Below are 19,804 nucleotides of genomic sequence, written 5' to 3'. Positions count from 1 at the left end.
CCGGCGAGCCTGAGCTTAGCCCGAAAGCTGTTCGATGGTTTGCAGAATGCGCTTGTCGGAGATCGGGTAAGGTGTGCCCAGCTGCTGCGCGAACAGGCTGACACGCAGTTCTTCAATCATCCAGCGCACCGCTTTCACCTCTTCCTCCTGCTGTCGCTTCGGCGGCAGCTTGTTCAGCCACTGCTGCCACGCCTGCTGCACCTGCTCCACCCGCAGCATCTGCGCGCGATCGCGGTGCGGATCGATAGCCAGTTTCTCCAATCGCCGTTCGATCGCCTGCAGGTAGCGCAGCGTGTCCGGCAGCCGTTTCCATCCATTGCCGGTGACGAAGCCGCGGTAGACCAGCCCGCCGAGCTGGGTCTTGATGTCCGACAGCGCCAGCGCCAACGACATGTCCACCCGGCCTTTCAGCCGTTTGTTGATGTTGAAGACCGCCGTCAGGATCTGTTCAACCTGCTTGGCCACCTCAACGACCGTGTCGTTCAGCTCGGCGCGGATCTGCTCCTGCAACCGTGCAAAGTCTTCCTCCTGCCAAACCGGGCCGCCGTGTTCGGCGATCAGTTTGTCGATGCCGCACGAAATGCAGTCGTCGATCAGCTCCAGCACCTTGCCGTACGGGTTGAAATAAAGCCCCAGCTTGGCCTTGTTCGGCAGCTTTTCATGCAGATATTTGATCGGCGAAGGAATATTCAACAACAGTAGGCGGCGCGTGCCCTGCCACATCGCCTGTTGCTGTTCGCTTTCGCTGTCGAACAGGCGGATTGCCACGCTGTCCTTTTCATCCACCAGCGCAGGATAGGCTTTCATCGAATAGCCGCCGCGCTTCTGCTCGTAGAACGCCGGCAATTGGCCAAAGCTCCAGACATGCAGGTTGCTCTGCTCCAGTCCGTCATCGGCCACCGCCGACAGCGTCTCCTGCACCTTCTCTTTCAACTGCAGGCGCAGGGCGGCCAGATCTTTGCCTTCGCGCAGCGTCTGGTTTTTCTCGCCCACCACGCGGAAAGTCATTTTCAGGTGATCGGGCACCTGATCCCACTGCCAGTCATCACGTGACACGGTCACGCCAGTCATACGCCGCAGCTCGCGCTCCAGCGCGTCAAGCAGCGGCAATTCCAGCGCCGTTACGCGGCCAAGGAACGCTTCGGCGTAGTTCGGCGCCGGCACGAAGTTGCGACGCACCGGTTTCGGCAACGATTTGATCAGCGCGATCACCAGCTCACGGCGGATGCCGGGGATCTGCCATTCGAACCCCTGCTCCTCCACCTGATTGAGGATCGGCAGCGGGATGTGCACCGTCACGCCGTCGGCGTCGGTCCCTGGTTCGAACTGATAGCTCAGCCGCAGTTTGAGGTTGCCCTGATGCCAGAAGTTCGGGTAATCCAGCGCGCTGATCTTGTTGGCGCCATCCTTGATCAGCATCTCTTTTTCGAAGTTCAGCAGGTCGGGCTGCTGTTTGGCGGCGGTCTTCCACCAGCTGTCGAAATGACGGCCGGACACCACGTCGTTGGGGAGACGGCGATCGTAGAAGCCGAACAACGTTTCGTCGTCTACCAGAATATCGCGGCGGCGCGATTTATGCTCCAGCTCTTCCACTTCGGCGCGCAGCTTTTGGTTATCGCGGAAGAAAGCATGGCGCGTCTGCCAGTCGCCCTCCACCAGCGCATGGCGGATAAACAGCTCGCGGCACAGCAGCGGATCGATGGCGCCGTAATTGACCTGGCGCGCCGCGACGATCGGCAGACCGAACAACGTGACCTTTTCGCTGGCCATCACCGCCCCCTGCGACTTCGACCAGTGCGGTTCGCTGTAGCTGTGTTTCACCAGGTGCTGAGCCAGCGGCTCGATCCATTCCGGTTCGATGCGCGCGGCGATGCGCCCCCACAGGCGGCTGGTTTCCACCAGTTCGGCCACCATGGTCCACTTCGGCGGCTTCTTGAACAGGCCGGAGCCGGGGAAGATCGAGAAGCGGGCGTTGCGCGCGCCGGTGTATTCCTGCTTGTCCGCATCCTTCTGGCCGATGTGCGACAACAGGCCGGTCAGCAGCGCGGTGTGGACGCTGCGGTAGTCGGAAGGCGTGCTGTTGATCGGCAGCCCCAGCTCTTTCACCACCTGGCGCAGCTGGGTATAGATATCCTGCCACTCGCGCACCCGCAGGTAGTTGAGAAAATCGTTGCGGCACAGCCGGCGGAACTGGCTGGAGGAGTTCGCCTTTTGCTGCTCCTGCAGATAATCCCACAGGTTGACGAACGCCAGGAAGTCCGAGTCTTTGTCGGCGAAGCGGCGGTGTTTTTCATCCGAGGCCTGCTGCTTGTCCATCGGGCGCTCACGCGGATCCTGAATCGACAGCGCGGCGGTGATGATCATCACCTCGCGCACGCTGCCGCTCTTCTGCGCTTCCAGCACCATGCGCGCCAGACGCGGGTCGATCGGCAACTGCGCCAGCTGCCGGCCCTGAGGCGTCAGCTGATAGTGGCCGTTATCGGCGGTGGTGATCGCCCCCAGCTCTTCCAGCAGGCGCACGCCATCTTGAATGTTGCGTTTGTCCGGCGCCTCGACGAACGGAAACGCGGCGATGTCGCCCAGCCCCAGCGAGGTCATCTGCAGAATGACCGACGCCAGGTTGGTGCGCAGAATTTCCGGATCGGTAAATGCCGGCCGCGAGAGGAAATCCTGTTCGGAGTACAGACGGATGCACACCCCCTCCGACACGCGGCCGCAGCGCCCTTTACGCTGATTGGCGGAGGCCTGTGACACCGGCTCGATCGGCAGGCGCTGCACCTTGGTGCGGAAGCTGTAGCGGCTGATGCGCGCGGTGCCCGGATCGATGACGTATTTGATGCCCGGCACCGTCAGCGAGGTTTCCGCCACGTTGGTGGCCAGCACGATGCGGCGGCCGTGGTGCGACTGGAACACCCGGTTTTGCTCGCTGTTCGACAGGCGCGCATACAGCGGCAGCACCTCGGTGTGCGGCAAATGGAGACGGTTCAAAGCGTCGGCGGTATCGCGGATCTCGCGCTCGCCGCTCATGAAGATCAGAATGTCGCCCGGCCCCTCACGCCCAAGCTCATCTACCGCATCGAAAATCGCCTGCAGCTGGTCGCGGTCGGTATCGTCGCCGTCGTCGACCACCGGACGGTAGCGCACCTCCACCGGGTAGGTGCGGCCGGAAACCTCGATGATCGGCGCATTGTTGAAGTGGCGCGAGAAACGCTGCGGATCGATGGTCGCCGAGGTGATGATCACCTTGAGATCTGGGCGCTTCGGCAGCAGTTCGCGCAGGTAACCAAGAATAAAGTCGATATTCAGGCTGCGCTCGTGCGCTTCATCGATGATCAGCGTGTCGTACTGCATCAGCAGGCGATCCTGCTGAATCTCCGCCAGCAAGATACCGTCGGTCATCAGCTTGACCAGGGTGTTTTCCCCTACCTGATCGTTGAAGCGCACCTTGTAGCCCACGCTGCCGCCGAGCGGGGTTTCCAGCTCGTCGGCGATGCGGTTGGCGACGGTGCGCGCCGCCAGGCGGCGCGGCTGGGTATGGCCGATCAGCCCTTTCACCCCACGCCCCAGCTCCAGACAGATCTTCGGCAACTGGGTGGTTTTCCCCGAGCCGGTCTCCCCGGCGACGATCACCACCTGGTGGTCGCGGACAGCGTTTAAGATGTCCTGCTTTTTCTGGCTGACCGGCAGGCTTTCCGGATAGGTAATGCGCGGGCAAGACGCGGCGCGCGCCTGCACTTTTTGCCGCGCCGTCGCGATGTCGCTTTCCACTTCGGCGGCGACCGCCAGCTGGGCATCGGGATTTTTGATTTTTCGTGCGCCCTGCAGGCGACGACGCAGGCGTTGTTGATCGCGGAGCATCAGCTCGCCCAGTTGGGCCGGCAGTGCCTCGAGCGGAGATTTCACGTTCGGTGTTCCTTGTTTCATCGTGGCCAAGACCAGGCTTAGCAACGGTTTAATGTTTTTTTAGCGATTTTTTTGCTTTAGCCGCACAGCCTATCACAAACGGCGTTTTCCCCCTACTTTCGCGAGTAACGCCTCGGCAGGTTATTCAATAAAATCGAACGAAGATCTCGAAATATTGCGCTATCACTGTTGGGGGAATGTGAATAGCATGTAGTTCATGCAAGGGACGCTGAGTCCTGATGTCACTGTCACAACGTAAGGAATTATCGATGAGCAACGTATTGGTTCTGAAATCAAGCATCCTGGCGACCTACTCTCAGTCTAACCAACTGGCCGATTTCTTCGTAGAGCAATGGAGCAACGCCCACAGCGGCGACACCATCACCGTGCGCGATCTGGCCGCACAGCCAATCCCGGTGCTGGACGGCGAGCTGGTTGGCGCGCTGCGTCCTTCCGATGCTCCGTTGACTCCGCGTCAACAAGAAGCGCTGGCCCTGTCGGACGAACTGATCGCCGAGCTGCAGGCCAATGACGTCATCGTGATCGCCGCACCGATGTACAACTTCAACATCCCGACCCAGCTGAAAAACTATTTCGATCTGGTCGCCCGCGCCGGCGTGACTTTCCGTTACACCGAAAACGGTCCGGAAGGCCTGGTGAAAAACAAACGCGCCGTGATCCTGACCAGCCGCGGCGGCATTCATAAAGGCACCCCAACCGACCTGGTGGAACCTTACCTGCGTCTGTTCCTGGGCTTCATCGGCATCACCGACGTGGAGTTCGTCTTCGCGGAAGGCATCGCCTACGGTCCGGAAGTGGCGACCAAAGCACAGGAAGACGCCAAAGCGGCCCTGTCTCAGGTGGTTGCCGCGTAAGAGCCTGCGCAGGGGCGCCATGCCCCTGCCGGACAAGAGGCAAGCCTTGTCAAACCTGCACTACCCTCATAATAATCATCTATCCGTATCATTCAGCGCGCCAGACGGCGCGCTTTTTTTTACTTCTTCAGCCACTGGCCGTTGATGCCGCGCACATACTCGCCGCTCTGCGCCCGCGTCACCAGCTTCTGGCCGGCCATGCGCGCCACTTCATCGACGGCGATATGGTTGCCGTCCGCCACTTCCTGATACTTCTCGGCGCGGCCGGCGTTGATGCGCTTCACCAGCGCCAAAGTTTCGGCGTCCTGCTGCACCGGCGCGATGTAGCCGCTCAGGGTTTCCCCCACCCGCCCTTGCTGCTTCGCCTCATCCAGCGTCAGCGCCATCGCCAGGCCGCTGAACAGCCAGGCGGAGCCGGCCAGCCACAAATAACGTTTTTTCATGTCGGCTCCTAGAACAGACCGCTTTGGGTTTTCAGCAGGTTTTCGACGTCCTTATCCACCTTGATATGAATTTCATGTTCGATCTTGACGTTCATATTGATGGTGATCGGATCCTTAGGCGTCGCCACCTCGATGCGCGGCACGCAGCCGCTCAGCAGCGAAACGCACAGCACCGCTGCCAGCGTCGACACACTCATGATTTTCATTGTTGCTCCCCAGGTTGTGAGAGGGCCTGCTCCAGCCACTCCTGTAAATTGTCGCCGAAGCGCAAACTGCGCCACAGCTGAAACACGTTTTCCTGATGGCGATAGTTCAGGATCACCTCGCGCTTGGCGCTTTTCTGCGGGTTGATGCCGTCGATGCGCGCGCTCAGCGTCAGCTCGCCCAGGTTGTCGAGATCGACCCGGGCATGCGAACGGTTGATTTCCATGTAGCGCAGCCAGTCGATCGCCGCGCCGGTCGCCAGGTTGTTGCTGCCGATGGCGTCGGCCATGTCTTTGTCCAGGCGCAGCGTCAACGTGCCGGCGTTGGCGATCCAGCCGTTTTGCACCAGCCACTTCGGATGGTTCAGGAACAGCGGCAACTCGCCGTCGACGCGGCCGGACATGGCGAACTGCTTCGGTTTCAGGGCGGTAAACAGCGCGCTGAGATCGACCTTGTCCAGCTTCAGCACTGCGGCTTCATGCTGCGGCAACCGCAGCGCCGACAGGCTGATATGCCCGTTGAGCATGTCCACGCCGACGTTGCTCAACGTCAGTGGCTGCCCTTCGCTATAAGGATAGGTGCCCTGCAAATCGGCGGAAATGTTCTGCATCTCGAACAGGTTGGTGAAAGACTTGATGCGCAGCGATACCGGCTGTTTAGCTCCCAATTGCCAGTGATGCTGCTTGAACCGGTACGACAGGATGAAATCCAGGCCGCTCATCTCCCCGTCCTTCAGCCACATGCCGCCGTTTTTCACCACCCAGTGGCCACCGGCCTCGAACCCTTGTTCGCGGGCGGCGGAAAACGCCGACTGCGCGTAAAACTCGCCGTCGCGCAGCGTGAGATTGAGATCCGGCGCCAGCAGCGGTTGGAAGACCTTCAGCGACTGTTTCGGCCACCAGCCTTCGCCGCGCAGACGTTCGCCGTCCCAACGGCCGCGCAGCGCGATCGGACCGATCTGTTGCGCCTGCAGCTTGCCCTGCATCTGGAAACTGTCCGGCGAACGGCCGTTCATCTGCAGCGCCAGCACCGGCGCCGGCAGATAACCGCCATCGCTGAAGCTGACCTTATCCGCCGCCAGCTGCAGCTCACCGTTGAACTGCGGGCTTTGTTCATCACGCCGCCAGCGCAGCGGCTGGTTGAGGCTCAAGCGCGGCGCGGCGACCGTCACCAGGCCGTACTTCAACTTATCGAAGCCGGTGGAGAGTTTATCGAGCACCAACTCGCTGTCGCGCCAGCTGCCGCTGCCGGCCACGTCCCAGGCGGCCTGCAGCGGCGGCAAGCGGCCATTGCCCCAGTAGCGCCATTGCCAGTGGCCCTTGTCCGGCCAGAAATCCTGCGCCTGGCCGTCCAGATGCAGCTTGAAGCGGCCCCAGTAACTGTCGCTGGCGCTCAAAATCGCCTGCAGGCGGCCGGTAATACCGGCAGCGGTCACCTTCACGCCCGCCAGCGGCAAACGCGCCTCTTCCAGCGTCATTTCCGGCGTCACCTTGCCCCACAGGCGCAGCAACGAACCCGGATGCAGAACCAGCGTCGGGTTGAGAATGCTGCCGCCGAGCACGCCCGGGATCGACGCGGTAGCGGAGAAGTCGGCCAGATTGGCCTGGCCGGTCAGTTGGAACCGCAGATCGCTGTCTGTCAGCCCCACCTTGCCCGGCCCAAGCGTCAGCACCGCATTGCCCTTGCCGTTGTGGCCGGCCGTGATCACGTTCAGCCGCGCGCTGATCTCCGTTTCATCCAGTCCCTTGCTCCAGTCGTGCAGCGCGATGCTGAGGCCGCCGTTCAACGGCTGTCCGCTGTAGGGCCAACGCCACTCGCCCTGCTTGATGCTGACCCGCTGCGGGGTCACTTCCCACGGCAGCACCGCCAGCGGCCGATCGTCGCCTTTCTCGCTCACCGTCAACACGCCCTGCTGCTGTTGCCAGCGCATATCCAGCAAAACCGGTTTTTCCAGATAGGCCGTCTGCATTTCACCCTGCAGCGCGCCCTGCGTCGGCAGGCTGGCCAGATCCAGCGGAATGGTTATCTTGCCAGCGAGGCGCAGCGGTTGCGCGCTGTTGGGCGGAATGACGGTCAGGCTGTGCAACGTCAGCTGTTGTTTTTCATCCAGCTGCGCCTCGGCGCTGATATTCGGCCCCCGATAATGCAGATGTTGCCCGTCAGAGCCGGAGGAAAGCTGCAGCTTCCCGGCATAACGCTGCCAGGGAATGAGCGTGAGGTCATGAATGGTGAGATCCAGCGGCGGCAGCTGCCGCTGCAGTTGATCGAGCGCAAGCGGCGCGCTGTTGGCGTCGCCGCCCGGCAGTTTTGACAAACAGGCGCTATCGACGCTGACCTTATCGCTCGACAGCTGCCAGCGGCCTTGCCGATAAGCCAGCCGCGTCGGCCCGACGCTGGCCAGCAGACAATCTTGCGCGGTGAAACGCGCCCCCGCCAACGTCAGGCCGCCCTGGCGCCAATGCAATTTGCCCTGCAACTCCAGTCGGCTTCCCGCCGGCAACCAATGCGATAACACCCCCGGCAGCCAGCGCGGCAAGGTTTGCCACAACGCCAGCACCAGGATTGCGCAGCCCGCCACCGTCCCTATGAATACTTTCAATCGCCTGGTCATTAAATGATTGCTTCGTTCCTGTGTTAGGCATTGGTTAAGTCTATGCCTGAATTGACAATAATGATGGCACGAATTTGACATAGGGTGAAGCTGAGCGCGGTCGCAGAGGCGATTTGCACCCTTTTGGCGCAAGCGCGCGCGGAGTTGTAGATTTTCGTTACATATACATCACATAAATAGGACAGTTTTCAGACTTTTGTTATTGTTGTTACCGTTGATGATTAATAGTCTTGCAAGCATTCTAATAAAAGTTTAGCTGCTAGCTAACTGTGTACTAGAGAAGCCATTCCCCACACCCCCGTGGGGATTTTTTTGTCGCCCGCCTCACCGTCGCCTTCCCTTCACCGCCGCCAGCCCACAGCAGCCTTGCAGCGTGGCTAACCAATTGTCGAATTTACTAAAATCTGTTAAATTGATCACAAAATCACGGTGGAGAAACCACGATGAAATTGGCGATATACAGCACCAAACAGTATGACCGTAAATATCTCGAACTGGTGAATCAGCAGTTTGGCTATGAGCTGGAATTCTTCGACTTTTTACTCAGTAAAAAAACCGCCAAAACGGCCGCCGGTTGCAAGGCGGTGTGTATCTTCGTCAACGACGACGGTAGCCGTGAAGTGCTCGAAGAACTGGCGGCGCTGGGCGTCGAAATTCTCGCCCTGCGCTGCGCCGGTTTTAATAACGTCGATCTGGACGCCGCCAAAGCGCTGGGCATCAAGGTAGTGCGCGTGCCGGCCTACTCGCCGGAAGCCGTGGCGGAACACGCGGTAGGCATGATGATGTGCCTGAACCGCCGTATTCACCGCGCATATCAACGCACCCGCGACGCCAATTTCTCTCTCGAAGGGCTGATTGGCTTTAACATGCACAATCGCACCGCCGGCGTGATCGGCACCGGTAAAATCGGCGTGGCGACGATGCGCATTCTCAAAGGCTTCGGCATGAAGCTGCTGGCTTACGATCCGTTCCCCAGCGAACAGGCGCTGGAACTGGGCGCAGAGTATGTCGACCTGAAAACGCTGTACGCGCAATCCGACGTAATCACCCTGCATTGCCCGCTGACGCCGGAAAACCACCATCTGCTGAATGCCGACGCCTTCGCAATGATGAAAAACGGCGTAATGGTGATCAACACCAGCCGCGGCGCGCTGATCGACTCTACCGCCGCCATCGACGCGTTGAAGCAGCAAAAAATCGGCGCGCTCGGGATGGACGTCTACGAGAACGAACGCGATCTGTTCTTTGAAGACAAGTCTAACGACGTGATTCAGGATGACGTGTTCCGCCGCCTGTCGGCCTGCCACAACGTGCTGTTCACCGGCCATCAGGCTTTCCTGACCGAAGAGGCGCTGACCAGCATTTCGCAAACCACGCTGCAGAACATCAGCCAGTTGGATCGCGGCGAAGCCTGCCCGAACCAGTTGAACGCGTGAACGTCATCTCGGGGCGCCCCCTGCGGCGCCCTGTTTATTTGAGAGCGCGACGATGAGAACAACGATGGCCGCCCTTGCGGCGCTGGTCTTGGGGGGATGCAGCATGAAACCACCCGCGACCGTTACGCCCGGCGATCTGATGCATCATAATTTCGTGTTGCAGAGCGTCGATGGCGAAGCGGCAAAATCCCCAACGGGCGGCGTCCTGCTCAATCTGGAGTTCGGCGAGAACCTGCATGTGTCCGGCGCGATGTGCAACCGCTTTTTCGGCCAGGGGCAATTACGCGACGGCGTACTGACGGTAAAACCGTTGGCCTCGACGCGCAGGCTGTGCCCTGATGAGCAGCGCAATCGCTGGGATCGGGTGATCGGCACCGTGCTGGAAAACGGCGCCGAAGTGACGCTGAGCGCGCAGCAGCTGACGCTCAACGGCAGCGGCCACACGCTGGTTTATGCCCTGCGCGACTGGGTATATTGATTCTGAACGCCAGGCCTGGCGCCGTGGGCTTACCCGGCGCAGCTGCCCAGGCCCAGCGTGCGTTCCTCACACTGTTTGCCGTTCGGCATCTGGCACATGCGCAACGCTTCACCGTTCAAGTTGTGCGCGATGGTGGTGACGCCGCCGACCGCCGCGCAACCGGCGCTGGTCTGCAACGTATTGATTCTGGCACTGTTGCCCTGCTGTACTGGCTCTTCGTTGTTGCTGCTGCAGGCGGCTAAAAGCAGCACGGCGCTGGCAAGCAGCCATTTTGATGTCGTCATTATCCCACTCCTGAACCCGGAACTGCGCTGTGTAAAATCGCCATTGCCGATAACGCGCGTCACTTGGCGGACACGTTTCGCTATCTTTGATGCAAACTTGTTTAATCTAGCTCGATATATAAATAATGAAAATATATTCCGGCCATTATTTGTGGTTTTTTTGCACCGGCCGGACATTTATTTTGTTTGCAGAATATTTCCGCCTCCAATACGGGAGGTTAAACGTGACAGCGGCCCCCACCGCCCGCCCCGGCCGCAGAGAGAAAGTGATAACGTCACCGTTGCCGGCGACGGGGTTTCTTCGCATGATATCGGTATTAATTAACCCCGCGTGCTTTCGGCGTGACGGCGCATTTTTTGCTACCGGAGAGGATGATATTTGCGTCTATGCTGACGGCGCTAACTAATTAGCATTCCACTATTTTCAGTGAATGATGGCTGAATTCTTCAACCGGCGCGACTTGCTGTCACGCCGGTTTTTTTTACATCAAAATAACATTCAGTGCACAGAGGCTTTCGACAGTAAATTAATTACCAGCACGCCGGCAATAATTAATCCCATGCCGACAATCGCCGGCCAATCCAATTTTTGCTGATAAACGAATACCGCCGCGACCGACACCAGCACGATCCCCATGCCCGACCAAATCGCATACACAATGCCCAGCGGCATGCTCTTGACCACCATCGACAGCCCCCAAAACGCCACGCCGTAGCCCAGCACCACCAGCAGCGACGGCCACAGACGGGTAAAGCCCTCGGAGGCTTTCAACATGGTGGTGGCGATCACTTCCGCGACTATCGCCATCGTCAAATACATAAATCCGCTCATGGTTTTCTTCTGTCAGTTTACCGATGCGTAATTATGACGCGCCGGAAATAAATTGTCTTTAAACGGCGAAAACAATTTATTGAAGTGATCTCAACCGGCGATGCAAATAGCGATGCCGGATACGCTTGCCGATTTATCGCCCGCCACACAAACGCGATAAAGCCGCGTTCAAACCCTCTGTTAGACTTTTTTCCATTACTGCGAAAGTGCGCTTTCGCGGCTTTGTGAGCAATGAAAAGGTAATGTCGATGATAACTACAGATGGTAATAATGCAGTCGCTTCCGTGGCCTATCGCACCAACGAAGTGATTGCCATCTACCCTATCACGCCAAGTTCCACCATGGCGGAGCAGGCGGACGCCTGGTCCGGCGATGGCCGGCAAAACATCTGGGGTGATATCCCGCGAGTGGTGGAAATGCAGTCGGAGGGCGGCGCGATCGCCACCGTGCACGGCGCCTTGCAGACCGGCGCGCTGTCCACCTCGTTCACCTCATCGCAGGGTCTGCTGCTGATGATCCCGACGCTGTACAAACTGGCCGGCGAGCTGACGCCGTTTGTGCTGCACGTCGCCGCGCGCACCGTGGCCACGCACGCGTTGTCAATCTTCGGCGATCACTCTGACGTGATGGCGGTGCGCCAGACCGGCTGCGCCATGCTGTGCGCCGGCAGCGTGCAGGAAGCGCAGGATTTCGCGCTGATCTCGCAGACCGCCAGCCTCAACGCGCGCCTGCCGTTCATCCACTTTTTCGACGGGTTCCGCACCTCGCACGAGATCAATAAAATCGTACCGCTCAGCGACGATACGTTGCGGCACATGCTGCCGCAGGCGGCGATCGACGCCCACCGCCGCCGGGCGCTTTCGCCGGATCATCCGGTGGTGCGCGGCACTTCCGCCAACCCTGACACCTATTTCCAGTCGCGGGAGGCCACCAACCCTTGGTATGACGCCGCCGACCAGCACGTGATCGACGCCATGGAGGCCTTCGCCGCCCTCACCGGCCGCCACTACCGGCCGTTCGACTATTATGGCCACCCGCAAGCCGAACGCGTGGTGGTGGTGATGGGCTCCGCCGCCGGCACCTGCGAAGAGGTGATCGACACCCTGCTGACCCGCGGCGAAAAAGTCGGCGTGCTGAAAGTGCGGCTGTTCCGGCCGTTCTCCGCCAAACACCTGCTCGGCGCGCTGCCGGACAGCGTGCGCAGCGTCGCGGTGCTCGATCGCACCAAAGAACCGGGCGCGCTGGCCGAGCCGCTGTATCTGGACGTGATGACCGCGCTGGCGGAAGCCTACAGCCGGGGCGAGCGCACCACGCTGCCGCGAGTGATCGGCGGCCGTTACGGCCTGTCGTCGAAGGAGTTCGGCCCGGACTGCGCGCTGGCGGTGTTTCGCGAGCTGGCCCAGCCGCAGCCGCGCCCGCGCTTCACCGTCGGCATCTTCGATGACGTCACCGGCCTTTCGCTGCCGCTGAGCGACGAAATCCTGCCGCAGCGCGCCTCGCTGGAAGCGCTATTCTACGGTTTGGGCAGCGACGGCTCGGTCTCGGCCACCAAGAACAACATCAAAATCATCGGCAACGCCACGCCGCTGTATGCGCAGGGCTATTTCGTCTACGACTCCAAAAAGGCCGGCGGCCTGACGGTCTCGCACCTGCGCGTCAGCGAGCAGCCGATCAATTCGGCCTATCTGGTCAGCCAGGCGGATTTCGTCGGCTGCCACCAGCTGCAGTTTATCGATAAGTACCAGATGGTTGAGCGCCTCAAACCCGGCGGCACCTTCCTGCTCAATACCCCTTACGGCGCCGACGAAGTCTGGTCGCGCCTGCCGCAGGAGGTACAGGCGCTGTTACATCAACGCCAGGCGCGTTTCTACATCATCAACGCCGCCAAGCTGGCGCGTGAATGCCGGCTCGGCGCGCGCATCAACACCGTCATGCAGATGGCGTTTTTCCATCTGACGCAGATCCTGCCGAGCGACGTGGCGCTGCAACAGCTGCAGGACGCCATCGCCCGCAGCTACAGCAGCAAAGGCCAGGAGATCGTCGAGCGCAACTGGCAGGCGCTGGGCGCCACCCGCGGCGCGCTGATTGAAATCCCGCTGCAGCCGGTCGACGACAGCAGCCCGATGCGCCCGCCGGTGGTCTCGGACGCCGCGCCTGACTTCGTCAAAACCGTTACCGCCGCGATGCTGGCCGGACTGGGCGATGCGCTGCCGGTTTCCGCCTTCCCGCCGGACGGCACCTGGCCGGTGGGCACCACCCAGTGGGAAAAGCGCAACATCGCCGAAGCGATCCCGGTCTGGCAGCCCGACCTGTGCACCCAGTGCAACCATTGCGTCGCCGCCTGTCCGCACTCCGCCATTCGCGCCAAGGTCGTGCAGCCGGCGGAGATGGAATACGCCCCCGCCTCCCTGCAGTCGCTGGATGTCAAAGCGCGCGATATGCGCGGGCAAAAATACGTGCTGCAAGTGGCGCCGGAGGATTGCACCGGCTGTAACCTGTGCGTCGAGGTCTGCCCGGCGAAAGATCGCCAGAACCCGGAGATCAAGGCCATCAATATGGCCTCACGCCTCGATAATCTGACGGCGGAAAAAGACAACTACGATTTCTTCCTGCAGCTGCCGGAAATCGATACGGCGCAGCTGGAACGCATCGACATTCGCACCTCTCAGCTGATCACGCCGCTGTTCGAGTACTCCGGCGCCTGCTCCGGCTGCGGCGAAACGCCGTACATCAAGCTGTTGACCCAGCTCTATGGCGACCGTTTGCTGATCGCCAACGCCACCGGCTGTTCGTCGATCTACGGCGGCAACCTGCCGACCACGCCGTACACCACCAACGCCGAAGGGCGCGGGCCGGCATGGGCCAACTCGCTGTTCGAAGACAACGCCGAATTCGGCCTGGGCTTCCGTTTGACGGTCGATCAACATCGCGCGCGGGTGCTGCGCCTGCTGAATTCGCTGGCGCCGCAGCTGCCGGAGCAGTTGGTCAATGCCCTGCAGATGGAAGACGTGGCGCCGGAGCCGCGCCGCAAGCAAATCGCCGAACTGCGCGCGCTGCTGGCGAGTATTGAAGGTGAAGATGCGCGCCAGCTGGCGACCGACGCCGACTATCTGGTGGATAAATCCATCTGGCTGATCGGCGGTGACGGCTGGGCCTACGACATCGGCTTCGGCGGTTTGGATCACGTCCTCAGCCTGACGGAGAACGTCAACGTGCTGGTGCTCGACACCCAGTGCTACTCTAACACCGGCGGCCAGCAGTCGAAGGCCACGCCGCTCGGCGCGGTGACCAAATTCGGCGAGCACGGCAAGCGCAAGGCGCGCAAGGATCTGGGCGTCAGCATGATGATGTACGGCCATGTCTACGTCGCGCAGATCTCGCTGGGGGCGCAACTCAACCAGACGGTGAAAGCGATTCAGGAGGCCGAGGCCTATCCGGGGCCGTCGCTGATCATCGCCTACAGCCCGTGCGAAGAGCACGGCTACGATCTGGCGCTCAGCCACGATCAGATGAAACAGCTGACCGCCACCGGCTTCTGGCCGCTGTACCGCTTCGATCCGCGCCGCAGCGCCGAGGGCAAGGCCGCATTGGCGTTGGATTCGCGGCCGCCGAACAGCAACCTGTCGGAAACGCTGCTGAAAGAACAGCGTTTCCGTCGCCTGAACGCGCAGCAGCCGGAGGTAGCCAGCGCGCTGTATCAGGCCGCCGAGAAAGAGCTGAAGGAGAAATACGATTTCCTCAGCCTGCTGGCCGGCAAGGCGGAAAAGTCCGCCGCTGAGTAACCTCCCTCAAGGCGCGAGCGATTCGCGCCCTGATCTTTTACCGTTGACGTAAGGCGTGGCAATAAAACCTGCTGGCATTCCTGCGCGCAATCCGTACCATACAGGCCTCGCGTCGGGCGCGTGGAAGCTGGATGATGAATAATGATCAAAATCGGCCGGTTGAATGGTAAACTCGCGGTCTACAACGCCATGCCCCTAGTGCCCCCCATTGAGAATGAGCACGATTTAAATGTCAGAAAAGCAATCCGTTAGCCAAAAAGAGCAGTACAACCTGAACAAATTGCAAAAGCGCCTGCGCCGCAACGTGGGCGAAGCGATCGCCGATTTCAATATGATTGAAGAAGGCGACCGCATCATGGTCTGTCTGTCCGGCGGCAAAGACAGCTACACCATGCTGGAGATCCTGCGCAATCTGCAGCAGAGCGCGCCGATCAATTTCTCGCTGGTGGCGGTGAATCTCGACCAGAAACAGCCCGGCTTCCCTGAGCATATTCTGCCTGCTTACCTGGAAGGCTTGGGGGTGGAGTACAAGATCGTCGAAGAAAACACCTACAGCATCGTTAAAGACAAGATCCCGGAAGGCAAAACCACCTGTTCACTGTGCTCGCGCCTGCGCCGCGGCATTCTGTATCGCACCGCCACCGAACTGGGCGCCACCAAGATCGCGCTGGGCCACCACCGCGACGATATTCTGCAGACGCTGTTCCTCAACATGTTCTACGGCGGCAAGATGAAAGGCATGCCGCCCAAACTGATGAGCGACGACGGCAAGCACGTGGTCATTCGCCCGCTGGCCTATTGCCGCGAGAAAGACATCGAGCGTTTCTCGATCGCCAAAGCGTTCCCGATCATTCCATGCAATCTGTGCGGATCTCAGCCTAATTTGCAGCGCCAGGTGATCGGCGACATGCTGCGCGACTGGGACAAACGTTACCCAGGCCGGCTGGAAACCATGTTCAGCGCCATGCAAAACGTAGTGCCTTCGCACCTGAGCGATATCAATCTATTTGATTTCAAAGGCATTCACCACGGCAGCGCGGTGGTGGACGGCGGCGATTTGGCCTTCGATCGCGAAGACATTCCGATGCAGCCGGTCGGCTGGCAGCCGGAAGATTCGGACGACGCGGCGCCTGCGCCGGCGCGTTTGGACGTGCTGGAAATCAAATAAGTCCCCTCGCCGCTCGCCACCCTGCGAGCGGCGACCTTTTCCCTCTCTCGACGATCTCGATCCTGTTCACAGTTTGCGCATAATTTGCTGGGCGATGCCGTTTTTACCCTATACTGTGCATTTATACAGTCATATGGAGATCGCGCAATGAATATCACCCCCTGCCTGTCCCACGTCTCGCTGGGCTCGAACGATTTCGTCGCCGCCGCGGCCTTTTACGATCGCACGCTGGCCGCCTTGGGTTGCCGACGGGTGCTGGAGCATCCCGGCGCGATCGGTTATGGCCGCGACTACCCGGAGTTCTGGCTGCAGGTGCCGATCGACGGCCAGCCCGCTTCACCCGGCAACGGCACGCACGTCGGTTTTTTCGCGACCAGCAAGCAGCAGGTGGATGAATTCCATCGCCAGGCGCTGCTGGCCGGCGCCGTCGATGAAGGCGCGCCCGGTTCGCGGCCGCACTACGGTGAGGCTTACTACGGCTGCTTTGTCCGTGATTTGGATGGGCACAAGATTGAAGCCAGCTTCTGGGATGAAAGCGCGGCCTGAGGAAGAGAGAAATCGAATAAAAAAAATGCCGGTGATTAAACCGGCATTGTACGAATCAAATGTGCTATGCAGTAATTCAAAAATAAGAAAGTAAGACAATTATGGAGCGCAACGCCCATCGCTTGACGTTGCATTCACCTGCGAGAGAGATCATGCCCCATTTCCCCCGGCTAAATGTTGATTTTGCTCAATGTTAACCGGGTTTTCGTCATTTTCGCCTACAGCCAGCGGCTGCGCTTCAGCCACCAGGCGACGCCAAGCACCAACCCGACCAGCATCAGGCAAAATGCCGCGAAACCGAAGGGGTTGCCGCCGCCCGGTATGCCGCCAAGGTTGACGCCAAACAGCCCGGTCAGGAAGGTGGTCGGCAAAAATACCATCGCCAACAGCGACATGGTGTAAGTGCGGCGGTTCATCGCGTCGGCCATCACCGTGGTAATTTCGTCGGACAAGATGGCGGTGCGCGCGATGCTGCCGTCCAGATCGTCCAACCCGCGCCCCAGGCGATCCGCGATGTCCTGCATGCGGCGGCGATCGTCGTCGCTCATCCACGGCAGGCGGTCGCTGGCCAGCCGTGCGAAAACGTCACGCTGCGGCGCCATGTAACGGCGCAGCACGATAAGCTGTTTACGGATCAACGCCAGCTGGCCACGCTCCGGCACCTGCTGTTCCAGCAAGGCGTCCTCCAGATCGATAATCTTGTCGTGCAGATCCTCAATGAATTCGCTGGTGTGATCGGTCAACGCATCGGAAATCTCCACCAGCCAGTTGCCGCTGTTGGTCGGCCCGGCGCCGCTTTGCAAATCGTTCACCACCTGATCGATGGAATACACCTTGCGGTGCCGCGTGGAGATAATCAGTTTATCGGTGATGTACACGCGAATGGTGACCAACTGGTCCGGCCGTGAGTTGGCGTTAAAGTTGATGCTGCGCAGCGTGATCATGGTGCCTTCGCCCTGGCGGCTGACGCGCGGCCGTGAGCTTTCGCCGGAGAGCGCTTCGCGCACCGAGTCCGGCAGCAGCGGCGTGGTGCTCAGCCATTCGGCGCTGGCCGGGTGCGCGTAATCAAGATGCAGCCAGCAAGGCGCGTCGCAGGTGATCTTGTCATCCCGCTCGATCGGCGTGACGCCGCCCTTGCCATCCAGCTGGTAGGCGTAAACCGCGTCGGCGACCTGCAGCTCGCTCCCCTCAATCACATCCATTCATTTATCCCCTCAGTCTTGCTTATGTTGCTGAGTCTAGCGTTAACGCCTTGGAGATCAAAGACCAAGCTGTAACGCCAGTTTTCATGTTGTCCCATAAGCGTGGTCTATACTTCTGCCGAAAGGAACGCAAGACAGCCCGAGAGGAAACTCGCATGTTACAAATCAGCACCGCAGATATCTTGAAAATCGTCTTACCGACCGTCATTACGCTGTTTATCGCCGTGGTCAAAACGCCTTTTCGCATTCGGCGGGAAAACCACGATAAGCTGTTAAACCTGCTCGAATCCGTCGAGAAGCCCCAAAGCGCCCCCATACGTCTGTTGCGATTTCGCGACTATATCGGCAACCGCAGCGCCGGCCTTGTTACACTGCAGCTGCTGCTGGCATTGCCGGATAGCGTAGCGGCACTGGAACGCTATCGTTTCACCGGTGGCCGTCAGCAAATCTTGCGCGCCACGCCCGCAGGCTTCGTTTTGCGGCCAAGCGCCAATAACGCGTTCAAGCGTTTCTTGCTTTCCTGTCGCTATTTCTTGCTGTATTTGGTGTTCGTTACGTTGCTGGTGCTGTTCCCTGCGTTGACTCAATGGGGACTGCAGCAGTTAGGGGTATTGATTACGCCCTATTCACTCCGCTATCTGCCTAATGCGCGCATCATCGACGGCTGGCAGCTGCTGTTCCCCGGTTTATTATTTATTATCATTATGTTCAGCCTGGCATACCTGACCTTCAGGCAGCTGGCACGCGCGGGCAACCTCAGTTCGGAACGCGCCTTTTATCGCTACTATCAACGAGCGCGTGAGGAACAACGATGCCGGGAAGTCCTGAGACAACTGCGCGCTGCGCTGCGCCGAACCTGACGAGAATGCGCCGCCTGCGTTGCATCGCAATGGCCGCCCTGCTGCTGTTCGCCCAATCGGCTCGTGCAGAGCCGGTGTTAGAACGCCTCGCCACGCCCTATCACGCGCCGACGGCGGCGGGTTCACTGCCTTATTTTGTCGCGCACGCTCACTCCCCCCAGCCGCGCACCGCGCTGGTGGTGATGCACGGCCACCCGCGCGATGTCGCCAAGACATTGCAAGCGGCGATCGACGCCGCGCAGGGAGCGGGAGACAACAGCTTGCTGGTCGCCCCGCTGTTCCAGGTGCCGGAAACGCTTGCCGCCCGCTGCCGTTCCGCCGGGCTACCGGCGCCGCAAGAGGGGGACGCCCTGTGGCGCTGCGGCTCCTGGATCGAAGGTGGTTTGGATAATGGCGAGAACACCGGCTCGTTCAACGCCATGGATAACCTGCTGGCCGATCTGAAACGGCGCTGGCCGTCGTTGCAGTCGATCACCGTCGCCGGTTTCTCCGCCGGCGCCCAATTCGTGCAGCATTATGTCGGCTTCGCCGACCCGCCGGACGGAGTGCGCCTGCGCTATGTCGTCGCCGATCCGGGCAGCTGGCTCTATTTTGACAACCTGCGTCCCCAGCCCCTTCATCCGGAGCGCTGCGGCAGTGAAAAAACCTGTCGCTTCCGCTGGCAAACGCTGGACGCCGGCCAGTGCCCACAGGCTAACCAGTGGAAATATGGTCCGGAAGCGCTTCCCGCTCACCTGCAGCGCACCGCCGACGCAGCCCGCCGGCGCTATGCGGCGGCGGATATCACCTACCTGGCCGCAGACGGTGATACCGGCACCGCGCCGGGCGCCTACTATCGCATACTCGACAAATCCTGCGCCGCCCAGCTGCAGGGCCCCTACCGGTTGCAGCGCGCCCTGGCCTATGCAGACTATGACCGGCGCTATCTGGCGCCGGAGAAGCCGCATCGGTTAACCCTCGTTCCCGGCTGCGGACACAACGTCGCCTGCGTCTTTCACGCGCCGGCGGCCAGGCAAGCGCTGTTCTCCATTAATGCAGACTAATAATAACGGCATTGAAATAAACCATTGCCGATAAATCAGACAATATCGCCGATAAAGCGCTGGTAATGCCGTTATTATTATGACTTAACATATTGCTATCAATTTTAATTCAAAATGATAATAATAAATCAACACAA

15 protein-coding genes are annotated in these 19,804 nt (G+C 60.1%); 8 read left to right on the top strand and 7 right to left on the bottom strand.

Annotated features, from left to right (window positions below; all coding sequences use genetic code 11):
• Positions 1-15 precede the first annotated feature (15 nt).
• Entirely contained in the window at positions 16-3,903 is a 3,888-nt protein-coding gene (gene hrpA / locus ACJ8PE_RS05000) for an ATP-dependent RNA helicase HrpA (RefSeq protein ID WP_197792521.1), read from the bottom strand.
• 269 nt (positions 3,904-4,172) lie between these two features.
• On the opposite strand from hrpA, the gene azoR reads away from it, so the two are divergent.
• Complete coding sequence (gene azoR, locus ACJ8PE_RS04995) at positions 4,173-4,778, top strand: FMN-dependent NADH-azoreductase (protein ID WP_015377994.1); 606 nt, start codon at positions 4,173-4,175, stop codon at positions 4,776-4,778.
• A 119-nt stretch (positions 4,779-4,897) separates the two neighbouring features.
• On the opposite strand, the gene ACJ8PE_RS04990 is transcribed toward azoR, so the two are convergent.
• The 3 genes from ACJ8PE_RS04990 to ACJ8PE_RS04980 are packed head-to-tail and all read right to left on the bottom strand — an operon-like array spanning position 4,898 to position 8,036.
• Positions 4,898-5,221: a YdbL family protein gene (locus tag ACJ8PE_RS04990; protein WP_197792523.1), complete on the bottom strand. Its 324-nt coding sequence runs from the start codon at positions 5,219-5,221 to the stop codon at positions 4,898-4,900.
• An 8-nt stretch (positions 5,222-5,229) separates the two neighbouring features.
• Positions 5,230-5,427 (bottom strand): YnbE family lipoprotein, encoded by a 198-nt coding sequence (locus ACJ8PE_RS04985; RefSeq protein WP_025302979.1) that lies wholly within the window; start codon positions 5,425-5,427, stop codon positions 5,230-5,232.
• Entirely contained in the window at positions 5,424-8,036 is a 2,613-nt protein-coding gene (locus ACJ8PE_RS04980; RefSeq protein WP_442536719.1) for a YdbH family protein, read from the bottom strand. The genes ACJ8PE_RS04985 and ACJ8PE_RS04980 overlap by 4 nt, the downstream gene beginning before the upstream one ends.
• Positions 8,037-8,479: 443 nt before the next feature.
• On the opposite strand from ACJ8PE_RS04980, the gene ACJ8PE_RS04975 reads away from it, so the two are divergent.
• Both ACJ8PE_RS04975 and hslJ read left to right on the top strand, forming a co-directional pair.
• Positions 8,480-9,472, top strand: coding sequence for a 2-hydroxyacid dehydrogenase (locus tag ACJ8PE_RS04975; protein WP_033650287.1), 993 nt, complete (start codon positions 8,480-8,482; stop codon positions 9,470-9,472).
• 52 nt (positions 9,473-9,524) lie between these two features.
• Positions 9,525-9,950, top strand: coding sequence for a heat shock protein HslJ (gene hslJ / locus ACJ8PE_RS04970; RefSeq protein ID WP_033643221.1), 426 nt, complete (start codon positions 9,525-9,527; stop codon positions 9,948-9,950).
• A 29-nt stretch (positions 9,951-9,979) separates the two neighbouring features.
• Here the strand turns inward: hslJ and ACJ8PE_RS04965 are convergent, their stop codons facing one another.
• Both ACJ8PE_RS04965 and ssmE read right to left on the bottom strand, forming a co-directional pair.
• On the bottom strand, positions 9,980-10,234 hold the full coding sequence (locus tag ACJ8PE_RS04965; RefSeq protein ID WP_015377999.1) for a DUF333 domain-containing protein: 255 nt from the start codon (positions 10,232-10,234) through the stop codon (positions 9,980-9,982).
• A gap of 499 nt (positions 10,235-10,733) precedes the next feature.
• Positions 10,734-11,066, bottom strand: a complete 333-nt coding sequence (gene ssmE / locus ACJ8PE_RS04960; protein ID WP_033632935.1) for a multidrug efflux SMR transporter SsmE — start codon at positions 11,064-11,066, stop codon at positions 10,734-10,736.
• A gap of 248 nt (positions 11,067-11,314) precedes the next feature.
• Here ssmE and nifJ point away from each other — a divergent pair, with 248 nt between their 5' ends.
• From nifJ to ACJ8PE_RS04945, 3 genes are all read left to right on the top strand, one after another.
• Positions 11,315-14,848, top strand: coding sequence for a pyruvate:ferredoxin (flavodoxin) oxidoreductase (gene nifJ, locus ACJ8PE_RS04955; RefSeq protein ID WP_197792527.1), 3,534 nt, complete (start codon positions 11,315-11,317; stop codon positions 14,846-14,848).
• Between the two features lie 229 nt (positions 14,849-15,077).
• Positions 15,078-16,016 carry a tRNA 2-thiocytidine(32) synthetase TtcA gene (gene ttcA / locus ACJ8PE_RS04950; RefSeq protein ID WP_033643222.1) on the top strand — a complete coding sequence of 313 codons (939 nt, stop codon included), beginning with the start codon at positions 15,078-15,080 and terminating at the stop codon, positions 16,014-16,016.
• A gap of 147 nt (positions 16,017-16,163) precedes the next feature.
• Positions 16,164-16,562 (top strand): VOC family protein, encoded by a 399-nt coding sequence (locus ACJ8PE_RS04945; RefSeq protein ID WP_033643223.1) that lies wholly within the window; start codon positions 16,164-16,166, stop codon positions 16,560-16,562.
• Positions 16,563-16,780: 218 nt separating this feature from the next.
• Here ACJ8PE_RS04945 and zntB read toward each other — a convergent pair whose 3' ends face one another.
• Positions 16,781-17,764: a zinc transporter ZntB gene (gene zntB, locus ACJ8PE_RS04940; protein WP_033643224.1), complete on the bottom strand. Its 984-nt coding sequence runs from the start codon at positions 17,762-17,764 to the stop codon at positions 16,781-16,783.
• Between the two features lie 50 nt (positions 17,765-17,814).
• Between zntB and ACJ8PE_RS04935 the strand changes: the two genes are divergently transcribed.
• Both ACJ8PE_RS04935 and ACJ8PE_RS04930 read left to right on the top strand, forming a co-directional pair.
• Positions 17,815-18,624 (top strand): hypothetical protein, encoded by an 810-nt coding sequence (locus ACJ8PE_RS04935; protein WP_232099363.1) that lies wholly within the window; start codon positions 17,815-17,817, stop codon positions 18,622-18,624.
• The gene (locus ACJ8PE_RS04930) at positions 18,576-19,667 is read left to right on the top strand and encodes a hypothetical protein (protein WP_197792529.1); all 1,092 of its coding nucleotides are present in this window, start codon (positions 18,576-18,578) and stop codon (positions 19,665-19,667) included. Before ACJ8PE_RS04935 ends, ACJ8PE_RS04930 begins: the two co-directional genes overlap by 49 nt.
• Positions 19,668-19,804: the final 137 nt, after the last annotated feature.

Origin of the sequence: Serratia sp. CY74737, from assembly GCF_052166775.1 — a bacterium.
Classification (GTDB): domain Bacteria; phylum Pseudomonadota; class Gammaproteobacteria; order Enterobacterales; family Enterobacteriaceae; genus Serratia; species Serratia ureilytica.
This window is presented reverse-complemented; position numbering and strand designations above follow the sequence as displayed.

Coding starts and splice junctions, on each gene's coding strand:
- azoR (WP_015377994.1), top strand. CDS start 4,173: ATGAGCAACGTATTGGTTCTGAAATCAAGCATCCTGGCGACCTACTCT.
- ACJ8PE_RS04990 (WP_197792523.1), bottom strand. CDS start 5,221: ATGAAAAAACGTTATTTGTGGCTGGCCGGCTCCGCCTGGCTGTTCAGC.
- ACJ8PE_RS04985 (WP_025302979.1), bottom strand. CDS start 5,427: ATGAAAATCATGAGTGTGTCGACGCTGGCAGCGGTGCTGTGCGTTTCG.
- ACJ8PE_RS04980 (WP_442536719.1), bottom strand. CDS start 8,036: ATGACCAGGCGATTGAAAGTATTCATAGGGACGGTGGCGGGCTGCGCA.
- ACJ8PE_RS04975 (WP_033650287.1), top strand. CDS start 8,480: ATGAAATTGGCGATATACAGCACCAAACAGTATGACCGTAAATATCTC.
- hslJ (WP_033643221.1), top strand. CDS start 9,525: ATGAGAACAACGATGGCCGCCCTTGCGGCGCTGGTCTTGGGGGGATGC.
- ACJ8PE_RS04965 (WP_015377999.1), bottom strand. CDS start 10,234: ATGACGACATCAAAATGGCTGCTTGCCAGCGCCGTGCTGCTTTTAGCC.
- ssmE (WP_033632935.1), bottom strand. CDS start 11,066: ATGAGCGGATTTATGTATTTGACGATGGCGATAGTCGCGGAAGTGATC.
- nifJ (WP_197792527.1), top strand. CDS start 11,315: ATGATAACTACAGATGGTAATAATGCAGTCGCTTCCGTGGCCTATCGC.
- ttcA (WP_033643222.1), top strand. CDS start 15,078: ATGTCAGAAAAGCAATCCGTTAGCCAAAAAGAGCAGTACAACCTGAAC.
- ACJ8PE_RS04945 (WP_033643223.1), top strand. CDS start 16,164: ATGAATATCACCCCCTGCCTGTCCCACGTCTCGCTGGGCTCGAACGAT.
- zntB (WP_033643224.1), bottom strand. CDS start 17,764: ATGGATGTGATTGAGGGGAGCGAGCTGCAGGTCGCCGACGCGGTTTAC.
- ACJ8PE_RS04930 (WP_197792529.1), top strand. CDS start 18,576: ATGCCGGGAAGTCCTGAGACAACTGCGCGCTGCGCTGCGCCGAACCTG.